Raw genomic sequence first — 22743 nt, forward strand, 5'->3', positions numbered from 1 at the left:
GCGTAATGTCTCGGAAACCGCCAAATGGTACCGCTATCGTCCGGATACTCCGCTTTATGCGAAGGCTTGGCCGAGCCAGCCGCCACACCCGTCGAGAGAATCACGCATATACCGAACGACTGAGTTGCGGCATTTATGCAAAATTTGCATTGAGATTTGCGAGGCTGGGGATTAGCGTGCGTCTATGGCATCAATCCAGACGCCCCGATGGATCGGATCCGGCTCCGACCGCTATTCAGCTGTCGACTATACCGGCCCGATGGGGATTGGGGATAAGCAATACGCAGCCGGCGGCGAGCGCGAGCGACACGGCAGCCAGCCCCAGAGCGAAGATCGCCTGACCACCGGATGCATGGCGCACGAGCGGGCCGAGTATGGTTGCTGCGACCAGCTGGGGCAGCACCAGGAACATGTTATGGATCCCCATATAGACCCCCATTTTGCGCGGGGGCACGGCGGCAGACAGCATGGCGTAAGGCATGGACAGGACCGACGCCCATGCGCAGCCGATGCCAATCGTCGGCAGCCACAACATTGCCGGTTGGGACACGATCAGGAAACCGCCCAAGCCGAATGCGCCCATCAGCAGGCAACAGGCGTGACTGGCACGGCGGCCGATGCGTGCCGCTACTTCCGGAAGGACCAAGGCCACCAGCGCAGCCACGCCATTATACCCCGCAAACAGCAGCCCGACCCAGTCGGCAGCGGCGTTATACGCTACCGAGCCTGGATCGGTGGTCCCGAAGTCTCGCGCCGCCACCGCCGGTATCGAATAGATCCACATGGCGAAAAGGCCAAACCATGTGAAAAATTGCACGATCGCCAATCGGCCCAGCACGGCGGGCATGTGCAGAATGTCCTCGACGATCTCGAGCAGGCCGAGCGAGGTACGTCCCCCACGCCGCAGCCACACCGCCCCCAGTTGCGCAAGCCCGAACATCACGGCGATTGCGGCGAGCACATAGATTTCTCGCTCGTAATGTCCCACCCTCGCGATCCCGCCGATCGCAATCCCGCCGAGAACCCACAGCAAACCGCTACGCACCAGCACGGCCGCGCCCCGGCTGGTCGGCACTGCATGTTCCGCCAGCTCTGGCGCGTCCGCAGCGAGGCTTTCGGGCGGACGTTCAGGCGTGGTCACCACCGTCCATGTAACTGCGACGAGCAAACTCACGGCGCCGATGTAAAAAGCCATGCGCACGGATTCCGGGAGCATACCCGCGGTCGCCTTCCCGCTAACACCGAACCAGTTGGTCAGCACCCATGGCAAGGCGGAAGAGAAGACGGCGCCGATGCCAATGAAGAAGACCTGCATCGCAAAGCCGGCGGTGCGCTGATCGTCGGGCAGGCTGTCCGCCACCAGCGCTCTGAATGGCTCCATCGCGATATTGATTGCCGCAGTCAGCAGCCACAAGGCGAGGCTGGCCGCCCACAAGGTTGCGGCATTGGGCATCAGGAACAGCGCCAGTGCGGTGAGCATCGAACCGCCCAGCAGGTAGGGCCGGCGGCGGCCGAGCGGGCCCCAGGTGCGATCGCTCAGATGTCCTATTACCGGCTGCACCAGCAGGCCGGTGATCGGCGCCGCGATCCACAATATCGCAAGCTCGTCGACGTTCGCACCCAGCGTCTGGAAAATGCGGCTCGTATTGACGTTCTGCAGGCCCCACACGATCTGCACGCCGAACAGGCCGCAGCACATGTTCCAGATCTGCAGCGGCGTGAGGTGCGGCCGGCCGCGCGAGCGCAAACGCGCTTTATCCGTCGCCCCGGGAGCGTCGCTCGCTTGCAAAGCATCCCCTCCGATGCGTACCCCTCTTATTAACGGCAAGCTAGGGCGGCATGGGCAGCGGTAGCAACAACAATACCACGCTGGAGGACCTGGCGAAGCTGGCGGGTGTGTCCGTGTCGACCGTATCGCGCGCGCTCAACGATCAGCCGCTGATCAGCACGCGGACCAAACAGCGTATCTGGGCGCTGGCGCGCGATCACAATTATCCGTTCCGTCATTACATGCCGGCCGGCCCGATCGGGGCGGAGGGATCGATCGCGATCGTGACACCGCATATGCGCGGCCGTCCGCTGCCGCTGTCGCACCCCTTCTTCCTCGAATTGCTCGCGAGCATCGGCGAGGCGGCGCGCGCGCGCGACTGCGACTTCACCGTCAGCCATACTGCGCCGGCAAACTATGATGACCTGGTCCACGCGACCACGACCAGCCGAGCGAGCGGCGTCATCTTCCTCGGCCAAAGCATGCTGCATGAGGCGCTCAACCAGCTTGCGACGACCAACGCGCGCTTCGTCGTGTGGGGCGCGCAAATGCCCGGCCAGCGCTACAGCTCGATCGGCTCGGACAATCTCCTCGGCGGGCGACGCGCAACGCTTCATCTCGCCCGTCTCGGCCGCAAACATATCCTGTTTCTTGGCGGCACCGATCCCGAGGCGATGCAGCGCCGCCAGGGCTATAACGAAGCGCTGGCGGAGAGCGGGATCGAAGCGGACCCCAAGCTGATCGTGCCGGTCGATTTCGAATTCGAGTCCGCTGAAGCCGCCGTCAACCGCCTGCTGCGGCGCCACGTCGCGTTCGACGGCATCGTCGCCTCCTCCGACCTGATCGCGCTTGGCGCGATCCGCGCTTTGCGCCGCGCCGGCCTGTCGGTGCCGGAAGACGTGTCGGTGGTGGGTTATGACGATATGCTGCTCAGCCGCTTGAGCACGCCGGCATTGAGCACGATCCGCCAGGACACGCATGAGGCCGGCCGCCTGCTCGTCTCGCACATCCTCGACGATCCTGCCGATCATTTGCCCGTCTTGCTGCCGACGGATCTGATCGTGCGCGAATCCTGTGGCGGCTAAACCTTCCGGTCCGCGGTCACGCATCAATTTTCACCGTTTCGCTGGCGAAAAGATGCGCTAGGTTCCGAAGACATGCTCGGCGCCTCGCTTCTTCTGGCTTTCCGCGAGATTCGCCGTCACCTGCTGCGATCGGTGCTGACCGTGCTCGGCATCGTCATCGGCGTTGCCGCCGTTATCACGATGGTGACGGTCGGCAACGGCGTCACCGCATCGGTCCGTACCCAGATCGCCTCGCTCGGCGCCAATACGCTGATGGTCGTGCCGAACCAGTCCGGCCGCCAGGCCGGAAGCGCGGCGCCTCGTCCGTTCGAGACCGACGACATTCAGGCGATCGGAGCCCAGATTGCCGGCATTCAGGCCGTCTCGGGTCAGGCCAGCTCGAACGTCACCGCCACCGCCGAGGGCGTCAATTGGCAGACCAGCATCACCGGCACGACCAATGCCGGGATCGGCATCCAGGCGATGTCGATAACGTCGGGACGCATGTTCACGCCCGAAGAGGAAAGCGCCGGCAAGAGCGTCTGCATCATCGGCACAACCGTCCGCAAGAACCTGTTCCCGACCAACGAGCCGGTCGGCCAGGAGCTTCGGGTCGGCAAGCTCGCCTGTCCGATTATCGGCGTGCTCAAGGAGCGCGGCCAGGGTGGGATGGGCAATGACCAGGACGATGTCGTGCTGATGCCGCTCAGGACCGTCCAGCGGCAGATCATCGGCAATACCGACATCTACTGGATCGTGATCGGCGTCGATCCGGCTTACGACAATAAGACGGTTAGCGCCGATCTCGATAAGTTGCTGCGTGAGCGGCGGCATCTTGCGCCGGACCAGAATGCCGACTTCCGCCTGATCGACATGAAACAGATTTCAGACACGGTGTCTGGCACACTCAAGGTGATGACGGGGCTGGTTGCCGCGATCGCGTCCATCTCGCTGATCGTCGGGGGCATCGGCATCGTCAACATCATGCTGGTCTCGGTGACCGAGCGCACGCGTGAGATCGGTATTCGCCTCGCCATCGGCGCGCTTGCCCGCGAGGTGCGGTTGCAATTCCTGACCGAGGCGGTGGTGTTATGCTCGCTCGGCGGCGCGATCGGCATCGCGCTTTCCTTTGGGCTTTCCATGCTGTTGACCAAAATCATGGCGGTCGACTTCGTATTCGATCCGCTCATCAATCTCGGCAGCCTGCTCTTCTCCTCCTTCCTGGGAATCGTATTCGGCTATGTCCCCGCTCAGCGCGCGGCGGCGCTTAACCCGATCGATGCGTTGCGCCATGAATAAGCGCCTGACGGTCATCGGCAGCTTCGGCCTGCTCGCCGGCTGTGCAGCCGGACCGAACTACCAGGTTCCCGATGCACCCGCTTTGGGTATCCCGTCGGCCTTTTCTCCACCGGCCACAGCCCGCTCTACAGGTACGCTGGCCGTGTCGTCCGCTGATCTCACAACATGGTGGAGGCAATTCGACGATCCGCTGCTGACCGATCTGATCGCGCGCGCGACCGCCGGCAATCTCCAGATCGCGCAATCGGTGGCGCGCCTCGCGCAAGCCCGCGAGTCTCTCGTCCAGGCGCGCGGCAGCTTGCTGCCATCCGCCAGCGGCTCGGCGGGCGCGACGCGGAATTTCACGCATGGCGGCTCGTCCAGCATCGTTGTCGGCGGCGGCTCCGGCAATGGCGGGACTGTCATCACAACCGGCGGCTCATCGGGTAGTACGCAGCTCTCACTCGGGCTCGACGCATCGTGGCAGGCCGACATCTTCGGCGGACTGCGGCGCGGGCTCGAAGCCGCGCGGGCGGACGAGGCGGCATCGCGCTTCGATCTCGAAGCAGTGCGCACCTCGATCGCCGGTGAGGTCGCGACCAATTATATTGATGCGCGGCTGGCGCAGGCGCGGCTCAACATCGCGCTCAACACGCTGCGGACGCAAGACGACAATCTGCAGATCGCCGGTTGGCGCGTGCAAGCGGGGCTCGTGTCATCGCTCGATTCCGAACAGGCAAGGGCGCAACGTGCGCAGACGGCGGCTTCGATACCTTCGCTCGAAACGTCCTATGTGCAGGCGGTCAGCCGGTTGGGTGTATTGACCGGCCAGGCACCGGGTGCACTGCGTGCCGAGATGGCGACTGCCCAGCCGATCCCGCGCGGGCCGGAGGCGATCGAGACGGGGATACCCGCCGACACGCTACGCCGCCGACCGGACGTGCGTGGTGCGGAACGCGCGCTCGCCGCCGCCACGGCGCGCATCGGTGTCGCCAAGGCATCCTTGTTTCCGGCCCTGTCGATCAGCGGCAACATCAACACCGCCGCGGCTAGCGTCGGCAAGCTGGGTGACCTGCTCACTGGCGGCCTGTTCGCCGGCCTGACCCAGGTCATCTTCGATGGCGGCCGCCTCAGTTCCCAGGTGCGGTCGGCACGCGCGGGTGCGGACCTCGCCTTCGCCACCTACCGCCAGACGGTGCTGAATGGCCTGGAGGATGTCGAGAACGCCATTCAGGCACTCGAAGCAGCGAAGGCGCGGCAGGCGGAACTCGCCATCGCGCTCGATGCATCGAACAATGCCGCACTCTATGCGCGTAGCCAGTACCGCGCGGGACTCACCGATTTCGTAACCCTGTTGCAGAGCGAGCAGACCTTGCTCTCGGCTCGCGATCAGCTGGCGGCGGCGCAGGCCGATCAGGCGCTGGCGCTGGTCCAGCTCTATCTCGCGCTTGGCGGCGGCTGGCAGCCCGACATGACCCTTGCCCAGACGGGGAACCCCGCATGACCGAACCGGATATCGACGAATTCCTTGGCCAGCCGCCGCGCTCGCGCTGGCGCCGCTGGCGCAAGTGGATCGGCATCGGCATCGGCGTGCTCCTCCTGCTCCTGCTATTGTCGCGCTGCTTCAGGTCGACGCCCCCGGTTCACTATGCGACCGCGCCGATCGAGCGGCACGATCTCACCGTCACGGTCACCGCCACCGGCAATCTGGCGCCGACCGTGCAGGTCAATGTCGGGTCGGAGGAATCCGGCCTGGTCGAAAAGGTCTATGTCCGGAACAATGACCGGGTGGTGAAGGGGCAGCCGCTGGCCTCCCTCGATCTGTCGCGGCTGCGCGATGCACTGGTGCAGAGCCAGGCAAGCTTGCAGGCCGCCCAGGCGAGCGTCGCCCAGGCGCGCGCCACAGTTTCCCAGACCCGGGCCAATCTCGCGCGCCAGCAGCAGGTCTATAAATTGTCGGGCGGTAAGGTGCCGTCGCAAACCGAACTCGACACTGCGCGCGCGGATTATGCCCGTGCCGTCGCCAACGTCGCCCAGGCCGAAGCGCAGGTGGCGCAGGCGCGCGCCAACGTCTCCACCAACCAGACCAGCCTCGCCAAGGGCACGATCTATGCGCCGGTAACCGGCGTCGTCCTGTCGCGTCAGGTCGAGCCTGGGCAGACGGTTGCGGCCTCGTTCAACGTCGCCACCCTGTTCACGATCGCCGAGGACCTGTCGAAGATGCGCCTGCAGGTTAAGGTCGACGAGGCCGACGTCGGTGAGTTGCACGCCGGCGCGCCGGCCACGTTCACGGTCGATGCCTACCCGAACCAGACGTTTCCCGCGACGGTGACACGGGTGGACCTTGGCGCCAACGCCACGCCGACGATCAATAGCGCGGGTACCACCGCTACGGCCACGACGACCGTCGTCGCCTATACCGCCGAGCTGACCGTCGCCAATCCCAACCTGCTGCTGAAACCGGGCATGACGGCCACGGCGAGCATCGTCACCGACAAGCTGACCAACGTCCTGCTCGTGCCGAACGCCGCCCTGCGCTTCACCCCGCCCACCACTACCAAGAAAGGCATCTTCGGCGGGCCACCCCAGGATCCGAAAAATGCCAGCGTATCGCGCGGCGGGCGCCAACAGGTCTGGACGGTCGGGGCCGACGGGGCGCCCAAGCCAATCGCCGTCACGATCGGCCACAGCAATGGCAGCCTGACGGAGGTGCGCGGCGCCGGTCTGCGCCCGGGGCTGCAGGTGATCACCGGGCAGTTGGCAGGCGCGACCAAATAAGGTGGCGGAGCCGCTGATCTCGCTGAGGGGAGTGACCAAGCGGTTCGGGCAAGGCCCCGCCGCCTTCCAGGCCCTGCGCGGCATCGATCTCGATGTAATCGCGGGCGATTTTGTCGCCATCATGGGCTCGTCCGGATCCGGCAAGTCGACGACCATGAATATCCTCGGCTGCCTCGATGTACCGACGTCCGGCGCCTATCTGTTCCATGGCGTGCATGTCGAAAATCTCGACCGCGACCAGCGCTCCTTGCTGCGGCGGCGATATCTTGGCTTTGTTTTCCAGGGCTTCAATCTGCTGGCACGCACCACCGCGCTGGAAAATGTCGAGCTGCCCTTGGTCTATCGCGGGGAAGACCGCCGCCTGCGGCGTGAACGCGGCATGGCCGCTCTGGACAAGGTGGGCCTGGCGGATTGGTGGCATCACAATCCGGCGGAATTGTCGGGCGGCCAGCAGCAGCGCGTCGCGATCGCGCGCGCCCTGGTCACCGAGCCCGATGTGCTGCTGGCGGACGAACCGACCGGCAATCTCGATTCGGAACGCTCGGTCGAGATCATGGAATTGCTGACCGATCTCAATCGGCGGGCCGGCATTACCATCCTGATGGTGACACACGAAGCCGAGATGGCGGCCTATGCGCGCACGATCGTCCATTTCAAGGACGGGCTGGTCGAGAGTATCGAGGCGAAAGGGACATTGGCGGCCGCTGGCTGACCAAAATTGCCGCGATGCGGGCCAGCACGGTTGCCGAACCACAATGTTCGTTGCTACCGGTGTCATAGCCGCAACGACGGCACTGAGGATGCGAGAGGAAGCGGCACATGGCCCACAACATGTCGGGATCTGGGATGATCGCGCTGGCGACGGCCCTGCTTTATCAGGCGCCCGCCATGGCGGCCCCCGCAGGCCTGCTGTTCCATGTCTCGGCGGACCGCGCGCTCGCCGCCGATCAGGCGGGGGGCGACGCCCAGCCCAACTTCCTCAGTCGCGTCGCTCTCGTCCCCGACGGCAAGAGCGGCAGCGCGATCCGCTGGCAGGATGACGGGGTTCTGACGTGGAACGCGCCAGGCAATATCTACGGGCGTCGCGGCACGCTTTCCTTCTTCTGGCGTTCGCGCACCCCGGTCGGGGTCGCGCCATTCGTGCTGTTCCGGGTTGGGTTCGCTGACCATTCGAGCTGGGACATGACGTTCCTGCGGATCGACTGGAACGGCCACGGCTTCGACGCCTTCGTCACCGATACCAATCTCGCCCGCGTCCGCGTCTCGTTCAAGATGGACACGCCGCCTGCCCCCGATGCGTGGCGCCATATCGCCTTTGCGTGGGACGAGACGGTCGGCGTGCGGCTGTACGTCGACGGCAGGGAGGTGGCGCGGACCGACCGGACGGCAGATCTCGATTCCGGACTCGACCAGTTAGGCCTGGCCGGTCGCGTTGTCTCGCCGCACCAGGTTCAGAGCCGCTATAACTTCATGCGCGGCGGCGATTTCGACGAGCTGCGCATTTACGATCACATGCTGTCCGGGACGGACATCGCCGCGCTGTCGAGCCTGACCGAACCCGCAACCGCCCCGCCCGCCGCTGAGCCGGCTGAGCCGGCTGAGCGTGCTGCCTGGCTGCACCGTTACGGTTGGGACCGCGTGTCACCCCCTGTCCTCGATGCGGCGGTTACGCGCATCCGCAGAGTCGAATTCTCAACCGCACGCGACCTCAAGCAGGAAATGCTGAAGGGCATAGACGGGATTGAGGAAACGACCTGGCCCGGCGTCTACAATCGCTCGCGGCTGCCCGGGCGCGACGACTATTTCGAGCTGCCCGACTGGAACACCTATGTGGAAGGCGGCAAGAATTATGACCTGAGCGTCCCGCCCGGCGAGAAGGTCAATCGTATCGAGCTGCGCGGGGCCGCCTACGGCACGCTGAGCTATGACGGCAAGGTGATCGACAAGCGCCCCCGGGGCATCATGCGCTCGGTCACCAGCTTCCCCGAACGCATCGGCGGCATGGTCCGCTTCAGCAATGTCGCGCAGGAAACCCCGATCCAGGAAGTGTGGGCCTATGATGTCGCGCCCGGCAAGGAGCCGGATGGCACCTTCAAGCTAAGCTACACGGTTCGTGCCGACGCCGCCCCCGCACGCGCGCAGCTAGCGCCGCTCACCGGCTTTATCGACGGCCGCTTCCCGCCCGAAGAGCGCACGACCTTGCTGGCGCTGCCGACCAGCGGCAGCCGGGCTGCGGCCGGTGCGGGCGATGCCGCCGGCACCAGGAAGCGGGTCGAGCAGGCGAGCGCTGCGCCGCTGGTTCACATCCTGATCCCGTCCGGCTTCGGCGACGCGCTGCCGGGGGAGGCGCCGGCGCGGGCGTGGAATTATGGCTGGGAGAATGTCCATGACGGGCTCGACGGGGTCGCGATCGACATCCCCGCGATGGACGTCACGCCCGGCAAGGACGGGCTGATCCCGCTCGACATTCGCGTGAAGGACCCGCTCTGGCCGCAGCGCGACATGATTGACGTGCAGGTGTCGGTACGCCCGCGCGAGGCGCGCACCGTGTGGCTCGACCTGCGCGACCGGATTCTGACCGATGATCCGCTCTATCTTAGCATCGCGTCTGCTTCGGCCGATTTCGGCGCCAAGGCGGTCGACGGGATGAACATCCGGTTGGTGTTCAAGGCACGCGAAGCCGCCAAGGCCGAGCACGTCGCCGACCGCTTCAACCAGGTGAAAGACAATTGGGGCTTCCTGGTCGAGGAGCATACCGCGTCGAAACGTGAGGGCCTCTACCGCCGGCTCTACGCCGATATCAGCGATCTGCTGCGGGTCGATCCCGACCATGTCCAGGGCCGGCTTTACTGGCAAGACATCAGCTACAACGCGCAATCCGCACCCGACATGCCGATGCCGCAGCCGACGCCGGGCGTACCGCTATGGGCGTTCCGTCAACTCGAGGATCTCAAGCTCGTTCGCCAGTTCGTTGACTGGTGGATCGACAATCGCCAGGTACCCTATGGCGATTTCGGCGGCGGTATTTCCGACGACGTCGACCTGACTCAGCAGTGGCCCGGCCTCGCGCTGATGGGTGTCGAGCCGGAGAAGATCAACGCTTCGCTCCGTGCCTTGTCCGACGCGGTCTACAAGAACGGCATGCGCACCAACGGGCTTGGCACGATCACCACCGACGAGCTTCACGCTTATGAGGAAGGCCTCAACAGCGATGCGCAGCGGCTCTATCTCAACTGGGGCGAGCCCAAGGCGGTCGAGCGGCTGATGGCGACGGTCAAGGCGCTGACCGGCATCATCACCGTCAACCCCGCCGGCCACATGCACTTCGCCTCCAACTGGTATGGCGGGCGCATTGTCTATCGCGAGGGGCCATGGGAATGGCAGAAGCCCTACAGCTTCACAGTCATGCACGCGCCGATCTTGATAGGCGTCTATAACGGCAACCCGACCGCGCGGAATCTGGTGACGGGTGTGATCGACGGCTGGATGGCGCATGGCAAGCAGGGTGCCGACGGCCGCTGGACCTATCCCAACGAGATCAATTGGCGGACCGATGCCGAGCGCGTCGGCGACGGCGGCGGCGCGACCACGCCGTTGCAGGCGGCATGGGCGAGCTGGCGCTTCACCGGCGATGCCAAATATCTGCGCCCGCTTGAGGGCAGGGTCGCGTCAGGCGGCGCCAGCATCACCAGCGAGATCAACGAGAATCCGGCGGCGGTGGCATCCGGCGAATTGGGCAGACTGGTCGCGGCGAAGCCGCCCAAGGGAGATTTCGGCGCCTATGCGGCGTGGAATGCGAGCGGCGACATCAAGCCGCTCGAGAAGCTGCATGGCGACGCGATCCAGGACAAACTCCGCCACCAATATATGCTGACCGAAGGCCATTGGTGGTCGGACCGCGTGGAGCAGCCCAACGACCTGCTGCAGCGCGAGCGGCTCGGCGGAATCGCGCTCAAGCGTAACCAGACCTATCCCGGCAACACTGTTTCCTGGCGCTTCGACAATGACGGCGCGGCCGAGCAGGTCGCGATTCTGCTGCCGGGCGCCACCCCCGCCCGCTTCAAGGTGGTCGCCTATAATATGAGCGACGTGCCGCAAGCAGCGACCATGTCGACGTGGAATGTCACGGCCGGGCGCTGGCGCATGACGCGCAGTGTCGATGGGGCAGCGGCCGAGAGCGGTGACTTGGACCTCGAACGCAGCGGCGGAGCGCGGGTCAGCTTCCCGCCCCACGCTACCACGATCTACGAGTTCAGCCTCACTCAGGCCGGTACACCGACCGAGCAGCGGCCCGACATTGGCATCGGCACCGATGACCTTGCTGTATCCCGGCGGACGGCGCGGTTGACCATACATAGCCTGGGCGGCGCGGACGCGCCCGCGGGCGTGGCGACAATCGAGGATGCGCGCGGCCGGGTTCTGGCCAGTGCGCCGATCCCCGCGATGGCGGCACCGCGCGATCTGATGCCACAGACCATCAATGTGGCGCTCAAGCTGCCCGCGGAAGGCGGCGGCGGAATAGTGCGGATACGCCTCGCCGACGGCAGCCCCGAGGTGACGCAGCACAACAATCAGGTGTCACTGCCTGACCAGCTTGCCGTGACAACAGGAAAAGATCGTTACAAAGCGCGGTAGCGGAACTCGCGGAAGCGTGCCTCGCCCGCGCCGGCGGAATAAAGGCCCGGACGCAGCATCAGAAAGCCGCCACGGACATTGTGGTGGTAGCCGGACACTTCCATCCCGCGGTCGAAGCGCTGCCAAGTGCGGCCGTCGTCGCCGCTGGTGTGGATCGCGACAATGTGGCGCTTATTGGCAATGCGTAGTTTCATGCGCCGCCCATGCGGATTGGCGGGCCGGCCGCGCTCCATGCCATATTGGTGGGTGACGAAGCGGGTCTCGTCGAAGCCGAGGCCACAATAGAGCACCTCGTCATAGAAGAGCAGCAGACCCGCCGTACCGCCCGGCGCGATCTCGATATCGCATTCGAACTGGTAGGCAGGATCGCCGGCGATCAGCAGCAACGGCGAGCTATCCTTGGGCGCAGTGCCGCTGGCCCTGAGGAGGAGGCTGTTGCGCTCAATCCGGGCACGCTCGCGCTCGGCAGGCCCAGGCTTGAAGAAATTCCATTTGCCGCCGAGCGCCAGTGTCGCAAAATCGTCGGACAAGCGCTGACCGTGCGGCAGCGACGTGCCCCCGCGCGGCTTGGCAATGGGGTGCGACAGATCGCCCCCCTTCATCCGGAACCAGCCGTCGGACGTCCATTCAATCGGATCGAGCAAGGCCTGGCGGCCGAGCGTCCAGAAGCCGTTCTCAAAGCCGTGATAGACCGACCACCAGCTGCCATCGGGTGCCTCGACCAGGGAGGCGTGGCCGCGCGACCACCATTTCTCATCGTCGCTGACCGTGCGGACGAGCGGATTGGCGGGGCATTGCTCCCAAGGCCCGTGGATCGAGCGCGAACGTGCGGCGATGACCATATGGCCGGTGGGCGGGCCGGCGGTGCCGCCGACGGCGGTGATCAGATAGAAATAGTCGCCGTGCCGCTCGATCTTCGGCCCTTCGGGGGAGAAGCTCTCGACGTCCCATTCGGCCGGATAACGCCAGGGATCGTAGACATGCTCGACCGGCCCGACGGTCGAGAGGCCGTCAGCGGCAAGGCGGATGCGGTCGCCGCCCGACAGGAACAGCCAGCGCGATCCGTCCTCGCCGACCGCATGGCAGGGATCGATATGGCGCGGCATGTGGAGATCGATCGGATCGCTCCACGGCCCGTCGATATGATCCGCCCAGATCACCCAAATCGAATTGGGATCGGCCTTGGTAGGGACATAGAGGAAGTAGCGGCCATCGTGCTTGGCAAGGCTGACTGCCCAGACGGAACCGATATTGCGCGTCAGCGCCGCCTTGCGCGGCTGCCAGTTCACCAGATCGCGCGAATGCCAGATCGTCAGCCCCGGATAGGAATCGAAGCTGGAGAAGGTCATGTAATAATCGGCGCCGTCCTTCAGGATGGCTGGATCGGGGTGGTCCCCGCCGATCAGCGGGTTGAGGAACCGTCCGTCGCCGAGGTCGGCGATCCGCTGATTGTCGAAGCCGCGGCGCCAGCCCTCGCTTGCGGAACCGCAAGAGGCGCCGCGGCCCTCCGCCTTCGCCGCTTCCGGCCCGGCGATGGCAATTGCGCCCCCGGCGAGAGCGAGGCGGAAGGCGTCCCGGCGCGTCGTATCCATCAGCGCACCAGCAAGCCGCGGATCTCGGGCACGGCACGCCAAAGCTCCCGCGTCACCATCGCCGAGAAGTAGTCGGCCCCCGCCGTGCCTAAATGCGTGTGGTCGAACGCGCGCTTGGCGCGCGCGATCGGTTGATCGTCGACCTCGTTGACCGCGGCCGTCGCCGGGGCGGCGCCGCTTTCAGGCACCTGCGCCAGTCTGTCAGCATTGGCCGGTCCCATCCCCTGCACCGCCGTCGAGCTCTCCGCATTCAGGTCCAGCAGCGGCACGCGCAGGTCGGCCGCGACCTTGCGGATCGCGTCCGCCCACGGCGCGAGATCATTGTCGAGCTTGCCGTCCTTGAACATGCGCCGGGTCAGCGGGGTGACGAGCACCGGCTTCGCGCCGGCGGCACGGGCTTCCTCGACATAATGGCGGATGTTGACCGGGAATTCGGTGCGCAGGTCGGTCGATCGGCCGGGCTTGCCGGGCTGATCGTTATGCCCGAACTGGATCAGCACCCACCGGTTCTGGTAACCGGGCACCCGCATCTCGTTGAGCGCCAGGGCCCAGGATCCTTCGGCACGATAGCTGCCGGAACTTCGCCCGCCGCGCGCGAGGTTGATGCAGGCGAGGAACGAACTGACATGAAGCGCGCAGAAGCTCGCCCCCCATCCGCTCGACACCGCCATGGTGCTGTCGCCGACCAGGATGATCTTCGAGGCCTTGATGGGCGCGTTGGCAGAAGGTGCCGCTGTAGCGGGGGCGGCTTGCGCATGGGCCGCGACCGATAAGGCCAGCCCTCCAGCCATTGCGAGCATCTTCCGCAACGGGTTGTTCACGGCGTTTCCCTCTGATGTGGTAATCCCCTGGAAAAGAATGCGCCCTCCGCCCGTCGGACGGAGAGCGCCGAGGGGGAGGTTACATCTTGAAGCGCGCACCCATCAGGAAGGTGCGGCCGAAGTGATTATATTCGTAATTGCGGTTGGCATCGACGTCGACGTAGCGGTCGCGATAGGCGTCGGTGAGGTTGGTGCCCTCCAGCGACAGTTCGAGCTGCTCGGTCAGGCGGTAGCGGATCGACGCGTCGACGTTGGTGATCGAATTATAACCTTCGAACACGTTGCCGGTACCCGAGCCAGCATCGACATAGCCGCTGCGATAGCTAATCGACGCGCGCGCCGAGAATTTGCCATCCTCGTAATACAGGGTGGCATTATAAGCGCGCTTGGACAGACCATAGAGCGTTTCGTCCCGGGTCACGTTGATCAACCCGCCACCCGGTACGATCGCCGGGCCCTGCTGGGTGTAGCTAGCATGGGACGACACGAAGGTCGCGTTGGCGATGCCGCCGAAATTGGACAGGAAGCCGGGCAGGAATTTGAACGGTGCCTGCACTGAAAGCTCGATGCCCTTGAGCGTGGCGCCCGCGCCATTGCCGGTGGTCGAGATCGTCCAGATCGGCTGGGACAGCTGCGCCGGATTGAGCGCAGCGGGTGAAGACGGCACGAGCACCGAAACCGGCAGGCCGGTCGAGGTGAAGGTCGCGCCGGTCTGCGTCACCGCCACCGGGAAGCTCGACACGTCCTTCTTGAACACGGCGACGGAAGCCACCGATTGCGGCGCGAAATACCATTCGACCGCCGCATCGAAGGCAGTCGCGAGGAACGGCTTCAGCCGCGGATTGCCGAAGGTCACCCGGTAGTTGAAGCCGTCCGCCGAACCGCCCGGCGTGACGTTGCCCAGCGCCGGACGGGTCAGCACTTTGGCGATCGAGCCGCGCACCACGACATCGTGGATCGGGAACAGTGCCACGTTGATTGCGGGCAGCCAATTCTCGTAATTGCGCGAGACGTTGACGACGGTACCGCTGTTCAGCCCGTACGAAGCCTGATGGGTATGAACGTAGCGCACACCCGCGTTCAGGGCGTAGTCGAGGCCGAAGATATTGCTCTTGGCATCGATCTGAAGATAGCCGCCCTTCACCTCTTCGGTAACGCCGCGATTATTACCGACGTCGAGTGCAGGTGTCCGATTATAGAGTCCAGTAAACTGGGAAGCCGCATCGATGTTCGGGATCAGGAATTCCGAGGTCGTACCGGAAGGCTGGCCGGCCTTGCCGAGCTTCGCCAGCTCCGACAATGCCGACGTCGCCTGGAAGCCGTAAATCGCCGTCGGGCCGAAGAGCGTCGTGGGCGAGCAGGTGATCGTGCCGAGCACGAGATCGCGCCCGCCATTGCCGCACACGGCGGTATCACGGGTGAAGGCGGTGATGTCGTAATCGAAGCGGCGATAGACGCCGCCGGCCTTGACCGTGAAGCCGTCGACCGCTTCCCATTCGGCACGCAGCTGCGCGGTACGGAATTTGTTGGTGACGTTCGATGGCCGGTCGCGAATTTCCGCCAGCTGAAACACGGCAGGATCGGTGACGCTGGTCCCGTAGGTCAGCACCGGGCTGCGGCTGTCCGTGTAATCATATTTGTAGCCTTGGGCGTCGCGGTCGTCATAGACGATCGTGGTCTCGACGGGGATGTCGGCATTCGATTTGGAGATACCGCCCAGCACGGTGAACCGGAAGCGATCGGTGATATCCTGATCCCAGCTACCGCCGATCTGGTAGAATTCGGTCGAGGATTTGCGCAAATAATGTTCGGTGCGGACCCACGCATCGTTGAGCGTCGCTGAGATCATATTGTTGTCGGCATCATAGGTCGGCGTAAGGACGTTGATCGACCGCTCGTTGGAACGGAGCAGCACTTCAAGCCACTTCTCCTCGCGCGTTTCCTTGAACTTGGAATAGAGGCCGTCGATCGACACCTTGGTCGCGTCGGTCGGCGCCCACTGCACGCTGCCAGTAACGCCAAGCCGCTCGCGATCGTGGCGCACGACGCCGTAACGCGGGATACGCGGGTGGAAGGACAGGGCCGCCTTGTCGCACGCCGCACTGGGGCGATAGGTGCCACCGGTATTGTTGGCCGGCGTGGTGCTGGTTGCGGTGGTGTAAAAGCAGGGCGTGCCGTCGACACTGTCGAACCGCGCCTGCGCCCAGCGGACCGAATTGTTGCCGAGCTCGAGATTGTTGGTCTTGGAATAAGCCGCCGAGACCGACGCCCCGAGCGTTCCATCCTCAGACTTCCACGACAGCAGGCCGGCGACGCGCGGGCCGAAATTCTTGCTGAGATCGTTATAGCTGGCCTGGGCCGAGCCGACGGCGGTGAAGCCGCGTTTGCCCGCGAGCGGGTTGCCGGTGTTGAGGTCGACCACGGCCCCGAGCGAGCCTTCGTCGAGCGAGGCCTCGGCGGTCTTGTGGACGACTATCGAGTTGAACAGCTCGGACGCGAACACGTTGAAATCGAACGCGCGGTCGCGATTGGAACTGGCGCCGTCGGTGGCCGTGGCGATCGTCTCGAGCCCGTTGACGCGCACGCGCGTGAACTGCGCGCCAAGGCCGCGCACCGTGATGGCACGACCTTCGCCGGCATCGCGCTGGATCGAGATGCCGGGGATGCGCTGGAGCGATTCCGCCAAGTTCTGATCCGGGAATTTGGCGATATCCTCGGCGACGATTGCATCGACGGAGGACACCGAAGTCCGCTTAACGTTGATGGCGGCGCCGAGCGAGGCGCGGAAGCCGGTAACCACGATCTCGTCGGTGCCGGTCTCACCCGGAGCGCCGGGAGGAGTCTGCGTCGCTTCGGGATTAGCCGAGGCGCCTGGCGCCGACTGAGCAATATCGGCGGTAGCCGGAGCTGTGGGCGCCTGAGCGAGCACGGGACCCGCAACAATCGCTGCCGCGAGCGCGGCAATCGACGCGCCTGCGCGCGAGATGGATTTGTAACCCCCTTCAGACATGCCCACTCCCTCCTCTGCCGCACCCTTTTTGGGCGCGATCCGTCATTTGACTTGTGGCGAATTAAACGCATCCGGTAACCGGTGTCAATCCATTGGTGAAAACCGCTTCCAGCCTCCGCCTAAAACAGGGCGAGTGGGATGGCGCCGTGCGCGAGAACACGATCATGGAAGCGGCGTAGGCCGGCCCCGTCGCCCCTGCTTATACTCGCGTTGCGCCGTTGCACGATCTCCAGCCAGGTGAGCGCCTGCCCGGCAAAGGACGCGGGCTCGGCAGCCATGCGCGCCACATCCTTCGCGAACGGCGCAAAGATCACGGGATCGCCTTGCAGGCCGCGCAGTGTGTCCAGCGCCTTGTCTGTCGACCACCCAAGATAGTTGACACCGGTATCGACCAGTAGGCGCCCGAGCCGGAACAGCATCCATTGGCAATAGCCGATGGCGGCACGCGGCTCGGCGGCATAGGCGCCGGCCTCGGCGGCGAGCTGTTCGGCATAGATCGCCCAGCCCTCGACGAACCCGGCGGCAGCCTTAAGCCGCAGCGGATGCGGATCAACCGCCGCTTGCAGCGGCGATTGCACCATATGACCAGGCAAGGTTTCGTGGTGGACGACGCTAGGCAAGGACCAGCTGGGCCGCTGGCGGATGGCGTGCAGATCGACATGATAGGCGCCCGCCACCGCCCCGTCCGGCGCGGGCAGCGAGCGATAGCCGGCCTTGCCCGCGCCCTCCTCCGCAGGTGTCATGCGCACGATCGAGACCCCAAGCGACGCGGGCAAAACCCGCCCGAACTGGCTGGGCAGACGCGCGCGCGCGGCAGCCAGCCAGACATTCATGTCCGCGACCGCCCGGGCGCGGCCGGCATCGTCATCGGAATACAGAAAGCGGGGGTCGCGCGCCAAGGTACGCAGTCGTTCGGCGACCGTACCGTTCACCAGCCCCTGCTGGCGCAACAGCCGATCCGCCCGCCGGGTAAATGCCGTGCTGGCATCAAGCGCGCGGCGATGCGCCAGATCAGGTGAGATATCGATGCCGGACTGGAGGCGAAGCTGGAATGCGTAACGTTGGCCGGGGGCGGCCGTGGCGAGACGCCGTTCGAGATCCGCTCCGCGCAACGCGGCGGCGGCATCGAGTTGCACACCTTCCGACAGGCCGGCCGTCTCGATCGCCCGCAGCAGGCGAAGCCGTTCGGCGGGTAGCAAGGAGGCCGCTTCATCGAGGAGGATGCGCGCCCGCCTGTCAGCCCCCGGCGCCGCCCCGATCGCGAGCAGGGCTCCCCCTGCGATCACGGTCCGGCGGTCGATCATGTCAGGTGCCGGGCTGGATGTAGGGCACCGCGGCAAAGAGCAGCCGCTCCTCGCGGCGAGGGTCATCGACGGTCCGCGCCGCCACGTCGAAGATCATCGTCGATCGCGTCTTGAGATCATATTTCGGCCAATGCGGCAGGCCCGGGTGATTGGGATCGCCGCTCCGCGTGAAAGCGAGATAGGCTCCCATGACATGGCCGCTGGCCGCGCGCGCTGCGGGGCCGGTGCCGGATGGCGATCCGGGCGCGTCGATCGTGCCGAACGACAGCGGGATATCCATGCCGTGCGGCGTGCCATGCGCCGGGTTCTGCTGCGAGACAAAGTCGACCTGATAGACGAAGGCCGGTGCGCCCGCCTTGGCGCGCTCTTCCGCCTCGATGACCTGCCCGCGCCAGCTCCGCCCGGCGGTGGTGGCGGAGTAGAAGACCTGGAGCGGCGTATAATTGGGGAAGAGCTGACGATACCGGCTGACGACATATTCGGGCAAGATGTCGATCCGCAATTCGGGCGCGATCCGCTCAGCGAGATTGTCCCAGCTAAGGCCCCGCACCGTCGGGCCGTTCTCGGGAATGAAGGCGCGGGTCTCGTCATGCATGTTGCCGAGCATCATTGGAATGCTCAGCCCCTGCGGGTGGGCGTCGGGATAGAAAGGGTGGCGCAGCAGGATGCGCTGATCGAGCACGGGGCCGAAATAGACGCCGCCGGACGCCAGGATCGGATCGTCGGCGTCCAATCCCTCGATCAGCCGCTCGGTCGGAAGCTCGCGCAGCCGGTCGATGGTCGAGGGCTCGAGCCCGAGCTTCTTGAGATAGGCGCGCGCACGGGCGGTGGCGTTGAGCGGGCCGGAGGCCGTCACCTGTTGCCCGCTCATCGTCACCGCACGGTGAAACAGACCTTTGGCGGCGGGCGTACCCATCAGCGTGGCGATCTTGGCACCTCCACCGGATTGGCCAAACACCATCACCTTGCCGGGATCGCCGCCGAACGCCGCGATATTGTCGCGCACCCATCGGAGCGCGAGGATCAGGTCGAGCTGCCCGGCATTGCCGCTGTCGGGAAAGCGCGGGTCGAGCCGGGCAAGATAGAGATAGCCGAGCGCGTTGAGGCGGTGGTTGATCGTCACCACCACGACATCACCCTGCGCCGCGAGATGGCGGCCGTCGTTGAGCGGCGTCACCACGCTCCCGGTCGAATAGGCTCCGCCATGGATGTAGACCATGACCGGGCGGCGCGCGGCGGGGTTGGGACCGGGCGTCCACACGTTGAGGAACAGGCAATCCTCGCTGGTCGGACCGATGCGGCCACCCTTTTGCGGGCAGGAGGGTGCAAAATCGGTGGCGTCGGCCGGCTCGGCCCATGGCGTCGGCGCGAGCGGCGCGAGGAAGCGGCGCGGGCGCGTATCCTGGCCGTAACGCAAGCCGCGAAAGACATGGAGGCCGTCCTCGATCGTACCGCGCACGGGACCGGCACGGGTCCGCACCACGGACGATGCGGCGGCGGCGCGGAGGCGGACCGGGATCGCCAGGGCGGCGGCACCCGCGAGCAAGGCGCGGCGATCGAACCCGCCCATCATCGCGCGAGCCAGCCGCCGTCCACGGCGAGAATATGTCCGGTCACGTAATCGGATGCCGACGAGGCGAGGAACACCGCCGCCCCGCCAAGATCGGCGGGGTCGCCCCAGCGGCCGGCCGGGATCCGATCGAGGATTGCGCGGTTGCGCACCGGATCCGACTGCAGCGCAGTGGTGTTGTTGGTGGCGATATAGCCGGGCGCGATGCCGTTGACCTGCACGCTTTTGCCCGCCCATTCGTTGGCCAGCAACTTGGTCATGCCGGCGACGCCCGACTTGGACGCGGTATAGCTCGGCACGCGAATCCCGCCCTGGAAGCTCAGCAGCGAGGCGATGTTGATGATCTTGCCGCCGCCCTGCGCGATCATGTGCCGCCCCGCGGCCTGGCACAGGAAGAAAACCGACTTGAGGTTGGTGTCGATCACCGCATCCCAGTCGGCTTCGGTGAAATCCACCGCGTCGGCGCGACGGATGATGCCGGCATTGTTGACGAGAATATCGAGCCGGCCGAGCTTTTCCAGCGTCTCGTCGATCACGCGCTGGACCGGCTCGATCGTGGAAAGGTCGGCGCTGATCACCTCCGCCGTGCGGCCGAGCGCGCGGGCCTGCGCGACGGTATCTTCGGCGGGCGTGCGTCCGACCGCCGCAATGTCGGCACCGGCTTGCGCCAGCGCCAGCGCGATCGCCTGGCCGATGCCGGTATTGGCGCCGGTGATTACCGCTACCTTGCCGGTCAGATCGAAGGGGTTGGTCATTCCGTCTCCTTCTCCCTCCCGCTTGCGGGAGGGGTCGGGGGAGGGGCTGCTATGGTAGCAACCTCACTCCCTCCCCTAGCTTCCTCCCGCAAGCGGAAGGAGAACACTCACGCGAGCTGGCAGATATCGAGCACGTTCATGTCGGTATAATCCTGGTTCTCGCCCGCCATCGCCCAGATGAAGGCGTAAGCGCGAGTTCCGGAGCCCATGTGGATCGACCAAGGTGGCGAGATCACCGCTTCTTCGTTCGCCATGACGATGTGCCGCATCGCCTCGCCCTCACCCATATAATGGAACACGCGGTCGTTGGGGCCGTCGAGTTCGAAGTAGAAATAAATCTCGCTGCGCCGCTCATGGATGTGCGGCGGCATCGTGTTCCAGACGCTGCCTTCCTTGAGTACGGTCAGGCCCATCACGAGCTGGGCGCTATCGCACACGCCGGGAATGACGAGCTGGAAGATGGTACGCTCGTTCGATTCGGCGAGGCTGCCGCGCTCGAGCGCATTGGCGTCGGCGATGGACAATTTGCGGGTCTGAAACGCCTTATGCGCCGGGCAGGAGGCAAGATAGAAACGCGCGCCGGCCCCCGAAAACTGGACGTCGCGGGCACCCATGGTGACGTAGAGGCAGTCCTTGTTGCCAAGCGTGAACGCCTCCCCGTCGACCGTCACGATCCCGTCGACCTTACCGACATTGACGATCGCAAGCTCGCGGCGTTCCAGGAAGGGATGGTCTGCCGCGGACGGCGGCTCGGTCTGGTCGGGCAGTTTGACGCTGCCGGCGCCAACCGCGACGCCGCCGATCACGAAGCGGTCGGCATGGGTGTAATTGAGGACGCATTCGCCCTCGCGAAACAGGCCGCCGATCAGGTAACGATCGCGCAATTCCTCATTGGCGACGCACTCCATCATGTCGGGGTGGGTGGCATAATAGGTCTTTTCGAACATCTTTATCTCTCCCAACCCCGTTGGTAACCGGTGTCAAATTCGAGTGCAAGCGCCGGATTTAGTTCTCCGGCGGCGCAACCGAGCCGCGCTTAACCAGCGTCGAGATGAACATCGAGGGCTCTTCGACGTCATGATCCTCGCCGATCATGTCCCCGATCAGCTTCAGCGCCGCCGATCGGGCCATCGATTCCGTTGGCCAGTGCACCGTGGTGAGCGGCGGCCACAGGCGGGCCGCCAGCGGCGAATCGTCGAAGCCGATGATCGACAGCTGTTCAGGCACCGACAGGCCGCGCTGGCGCGCCGCCAGCAACACGCCCGCCGCCATATCGTCATTGGATGCGAAGATCGCGGTCGGGCGCGGGCTGACGTCGAGCAGGCTCTGGGTGGCGGCGATGCCGCTCTCGAACGTGTAATTGCCGTCGGCGACCAGGCTGCGCGGAAGCTTGATGCCCGCCTCGACGAGCGCGTCTTCGAACCCCTGGCGCCGCTCGCGCGCCGAGCGGAAGCCGTGCGGGCCGGTGATCAGGCCGATGCGGCGATGGCCCTGCTTGATCAAATAGCGGGTGGCGTCGGCGACCGCCTGGCGATCGTTGGAGGCGACCATATGCTGGGGATCGTCGAGCTCGGCCGAGCCCATCCGCACATAGCGGCAGCCGAGATCCTTGCAGACCTCGGCCAGCTGATCATTTTCGGAAATGGGCGGCAGCAGCACGACGCCGAACAGCCGCTGGCGCGCGAGGAAATCGCGCACGTCGACGAGCATCGTCGCGGAACCGCGATCAACCGGGCGGACGATCATCTCGAATTCCGTGTCGCGCAATGCGCGCAAGATACCCTGCTGGACGTTAAGCACGGTCTGCGCGCTGGGATTGTCGTGGACGAGACCGATCAGGAAGTTGCGGCGCAGCGCCAGCGCGCGCGCCTGCGGATTGGGCACATAGCCGGTCTCCTTGATCACCGCCTCGACCCGGTCGCGCGTGTCGTCGTTGAGCAGGGGCGAGCGGTTGATGACCCGGCTCACGGTCTTTTTGGACACGCCCGACAGGCGCGCAATGTCGTTGATCGTGGGTTTCGCCATATGGCTTGTTCCGCTCCCTTGGTGCACAGCATAACCATGCGCTGGGCCCGTGTCCCATCGATCTTTGCGGCCAATCGTTATCGGCCGGCTTGCGGTTGACACCGGTTTCCCTTAATCGAATCGCAAATGATTTGGGGAGTGAG

General features: G+C 65.3%; 15 protein-coding genes. 6 read left to right on the top strand and 9 right to left on the bottom strand.

Annotated features, from left to right (window positions below; translation table 11 throughout):
- Nucleotides 1–235: 235 nt before the first annotated feature.
- A complete protein-coding gene (locus DX905_RS05725; protein WP_240320737.1) occupies nt 236–1747 on the bottom strand; it encodes an MFS transporter in 1512 nt (503 codons plus the stop codon).
- Between the two features lie 92 nt (nt 1748–1839).
- Between DX905_RS05725 and DX905_RS05730 the strand changes: the two genes are divergently transcribed.
- The 6 genes from DX905_RS05730 to DX905_RS05755 all read left to right on the top strand — a co-directional run bounded on the left by DX905_RS05730 (nt 1840) and on the right by DX905_RS05755 (nt 11523).
- Complete coding sequence (locus DX905_RS05730; protein WP_116090489.1) at nt 1840–2853, top strand: LacI family DNA-binding transcriptional regulator; 1014 nt, start codon at nt 1840–1842, stop codon at nt 2851–2853.
- Between the two features lie 72 nt (nt 2854–2925).
- Nucleotides 2926–4131, top strand: a complete 1206-nt coding sequence (locus DX905_RS05735) for an ABC transporter permease (RefSeq protein ID WP_116090490.1) — start codon at nt 2926–2928, stop codon at nt 4129–4131.
- Nucleotides 4124–5614: an efflux transporter outer membrane subunit gene (locus DX905_RS05740; protein WP_116090491.1), complete on the top strand. Its 1491-nt coding sequence runs from the start codon at nt 4124–4126 to the stop codon at nt 5612–5614. Before DX905_RS05735 ends, DX905_RS05740 begins: the two co-directional genes overlap by 8 nt.
- Nucleotides 5611–6888, top strand: a complete 1278-nt coding sequence (locus DX905_RS05745) for an efflux RND transporter periplasmic adaptor subunit (protein ID WP_116090492.1) — start codon at nt 5611–5613, stop codon at nt 6886–6888. Before DX905_RS05740 ends, DX905_RS05745 begins: the two co-directional genes overlap by 4 nt.
- Nucleotide 6889: 1 nt before the next feature.
- Complete coding sequence (locus DX905_RS05750; protein WP_116090493.1) at nt 6890–7600, top strand: ABC transporter ATP-binding protein; 711 nt, start codon at nt 6890–6892, stop codon at nt 7598–7600.
- A gap of 107 nt (nt 7601–7707) precedes the next feature.
- The gene (locus DX905_RS05755) at nt 7708–11523 is read left to right on the top strand and encodes a LamG-like jellyroll fold domain-containing protein (RefSeq protein ID WP_116090494.1); all 3816 of its coding nucleotides are present in this window, start codon (nt 7708–7710) and stop codon (nt 11521–11523) included.
- Here the strand turns inward: DX905_RS05755 and DX905_RS05760 are convergent.
- From DX905_RS05760 to DX905_RS05795, 8 genes are all read right to left on the bottom strand, one after another.
- Nucleotides 11508–13115, bottom strand: coding sequence for a family 43 glycosylhydrolase (locus DX905_RS05760; RefSeq protein WP_116090495.1), 1608 nt, complete (start codon nt 13113–13115; stop codon nt 11508–11510). The genes DX905_RS05755 and DX905_RS05760 overlap by 16 nt on opposite strands.
- Entirely contained in the window at nt 13115–13906 is a 792-nt protein-coding gene (locus DX905_RS05765) for a rhamnogalacturonan acetylesterase (RefSeq protein ID WP_240320738.1), read from the bottom strand. The genes DX905_RS05760 and DX905_RS05765 overlap by 1 nt, the downstream gene beginning before the upstream one ends.
- Nucleotides 13907–14015: 109 nt before the next feature.
- Nucleotides 14016–16946 (bottom strand): TonB-dependent receptor, encoded by a 2931-nt coding sequence (locus DX905_RS05770; RefSeq protein ID WP_116092366.1) that lies wholly within the window; start codon nt 16944–16946, stop codon nt 14016–14018.
- Nucleotides 16947–17065: 119 nt separating this feature from the next.
- On the bottom strand, nt 17066–18250 hold the full coding sequence (locus tag DX905_RS05775) for a DUF885 family protein (protein WP_162875483.1): 1185 nt from the start codon (nt 18248–18250) through the stop codon (nt 17066–17068).
- 1 nt (nt 18251) lies between these two features.
- Complete coding sequence (locus DX905_RS05780; protein ID WP_116090497.1) at nt 18252–19820, bottom strand: carboxylesterase/lipase family protein; 1569 nt, start codon at nt 19818–19820, stop codon at nt 18252–18254.
- The gene (kduD, locus tag DX905_RS05785; RefSeq protein ID WP_116090498.1) at nt 19820–20575 is read right to left on the bottom strand and encodes a 2-dehydro-3-deoxy-D-gluconate 5-dehydrogenase KduD; all 756 of its coding nucleotides are present in this window, start codon (nt 20573–20575) and stop codon (nt 19820–19822) included. The genes DX905_RS05780 and kduD overlap by 1 nt, the downstream gene beginning before the upstream one ends.
- A gap of 107 nt (nt 20576–20682) precedes the next feature.
- Entirely contained in the window at nt 20683–21522 is an 840-nt protein-coding gene (kduI, locus tag DX905_RS05790) for a 5-dehydro-4-deoxy-D-glucuronate isomerase (protein ID WP_116090499.1), read from the bottom strand.
- Nucleotides 21523–21580: 58 nt separating this feature from the next.
- Nucleotides 21581–22600, bottom strand: a complete 1020-nt coding sequence (locus DX905_RS05795) for a LacI family DNA-binding transcriptional regulator (protein WP_116090500.1) — start codon at nt 22598–22600, stop codon at nt 21581–21583.
- Nucleotides 22601–22743: the final 143 nt, after the last annotated feature.

The sequence above is a fragment of the Sphingomonas crusticola genome (genome assembly GCF_003391115.1).
GTDB classification, from domain to species: domain Bacteria; phylum Pseudomonadota; class Alphaproteobacteria; order Sphingomonadales; family Sphingomonadaceae; genus Sphingomonas_I; species Sphingomonas_I crusticola.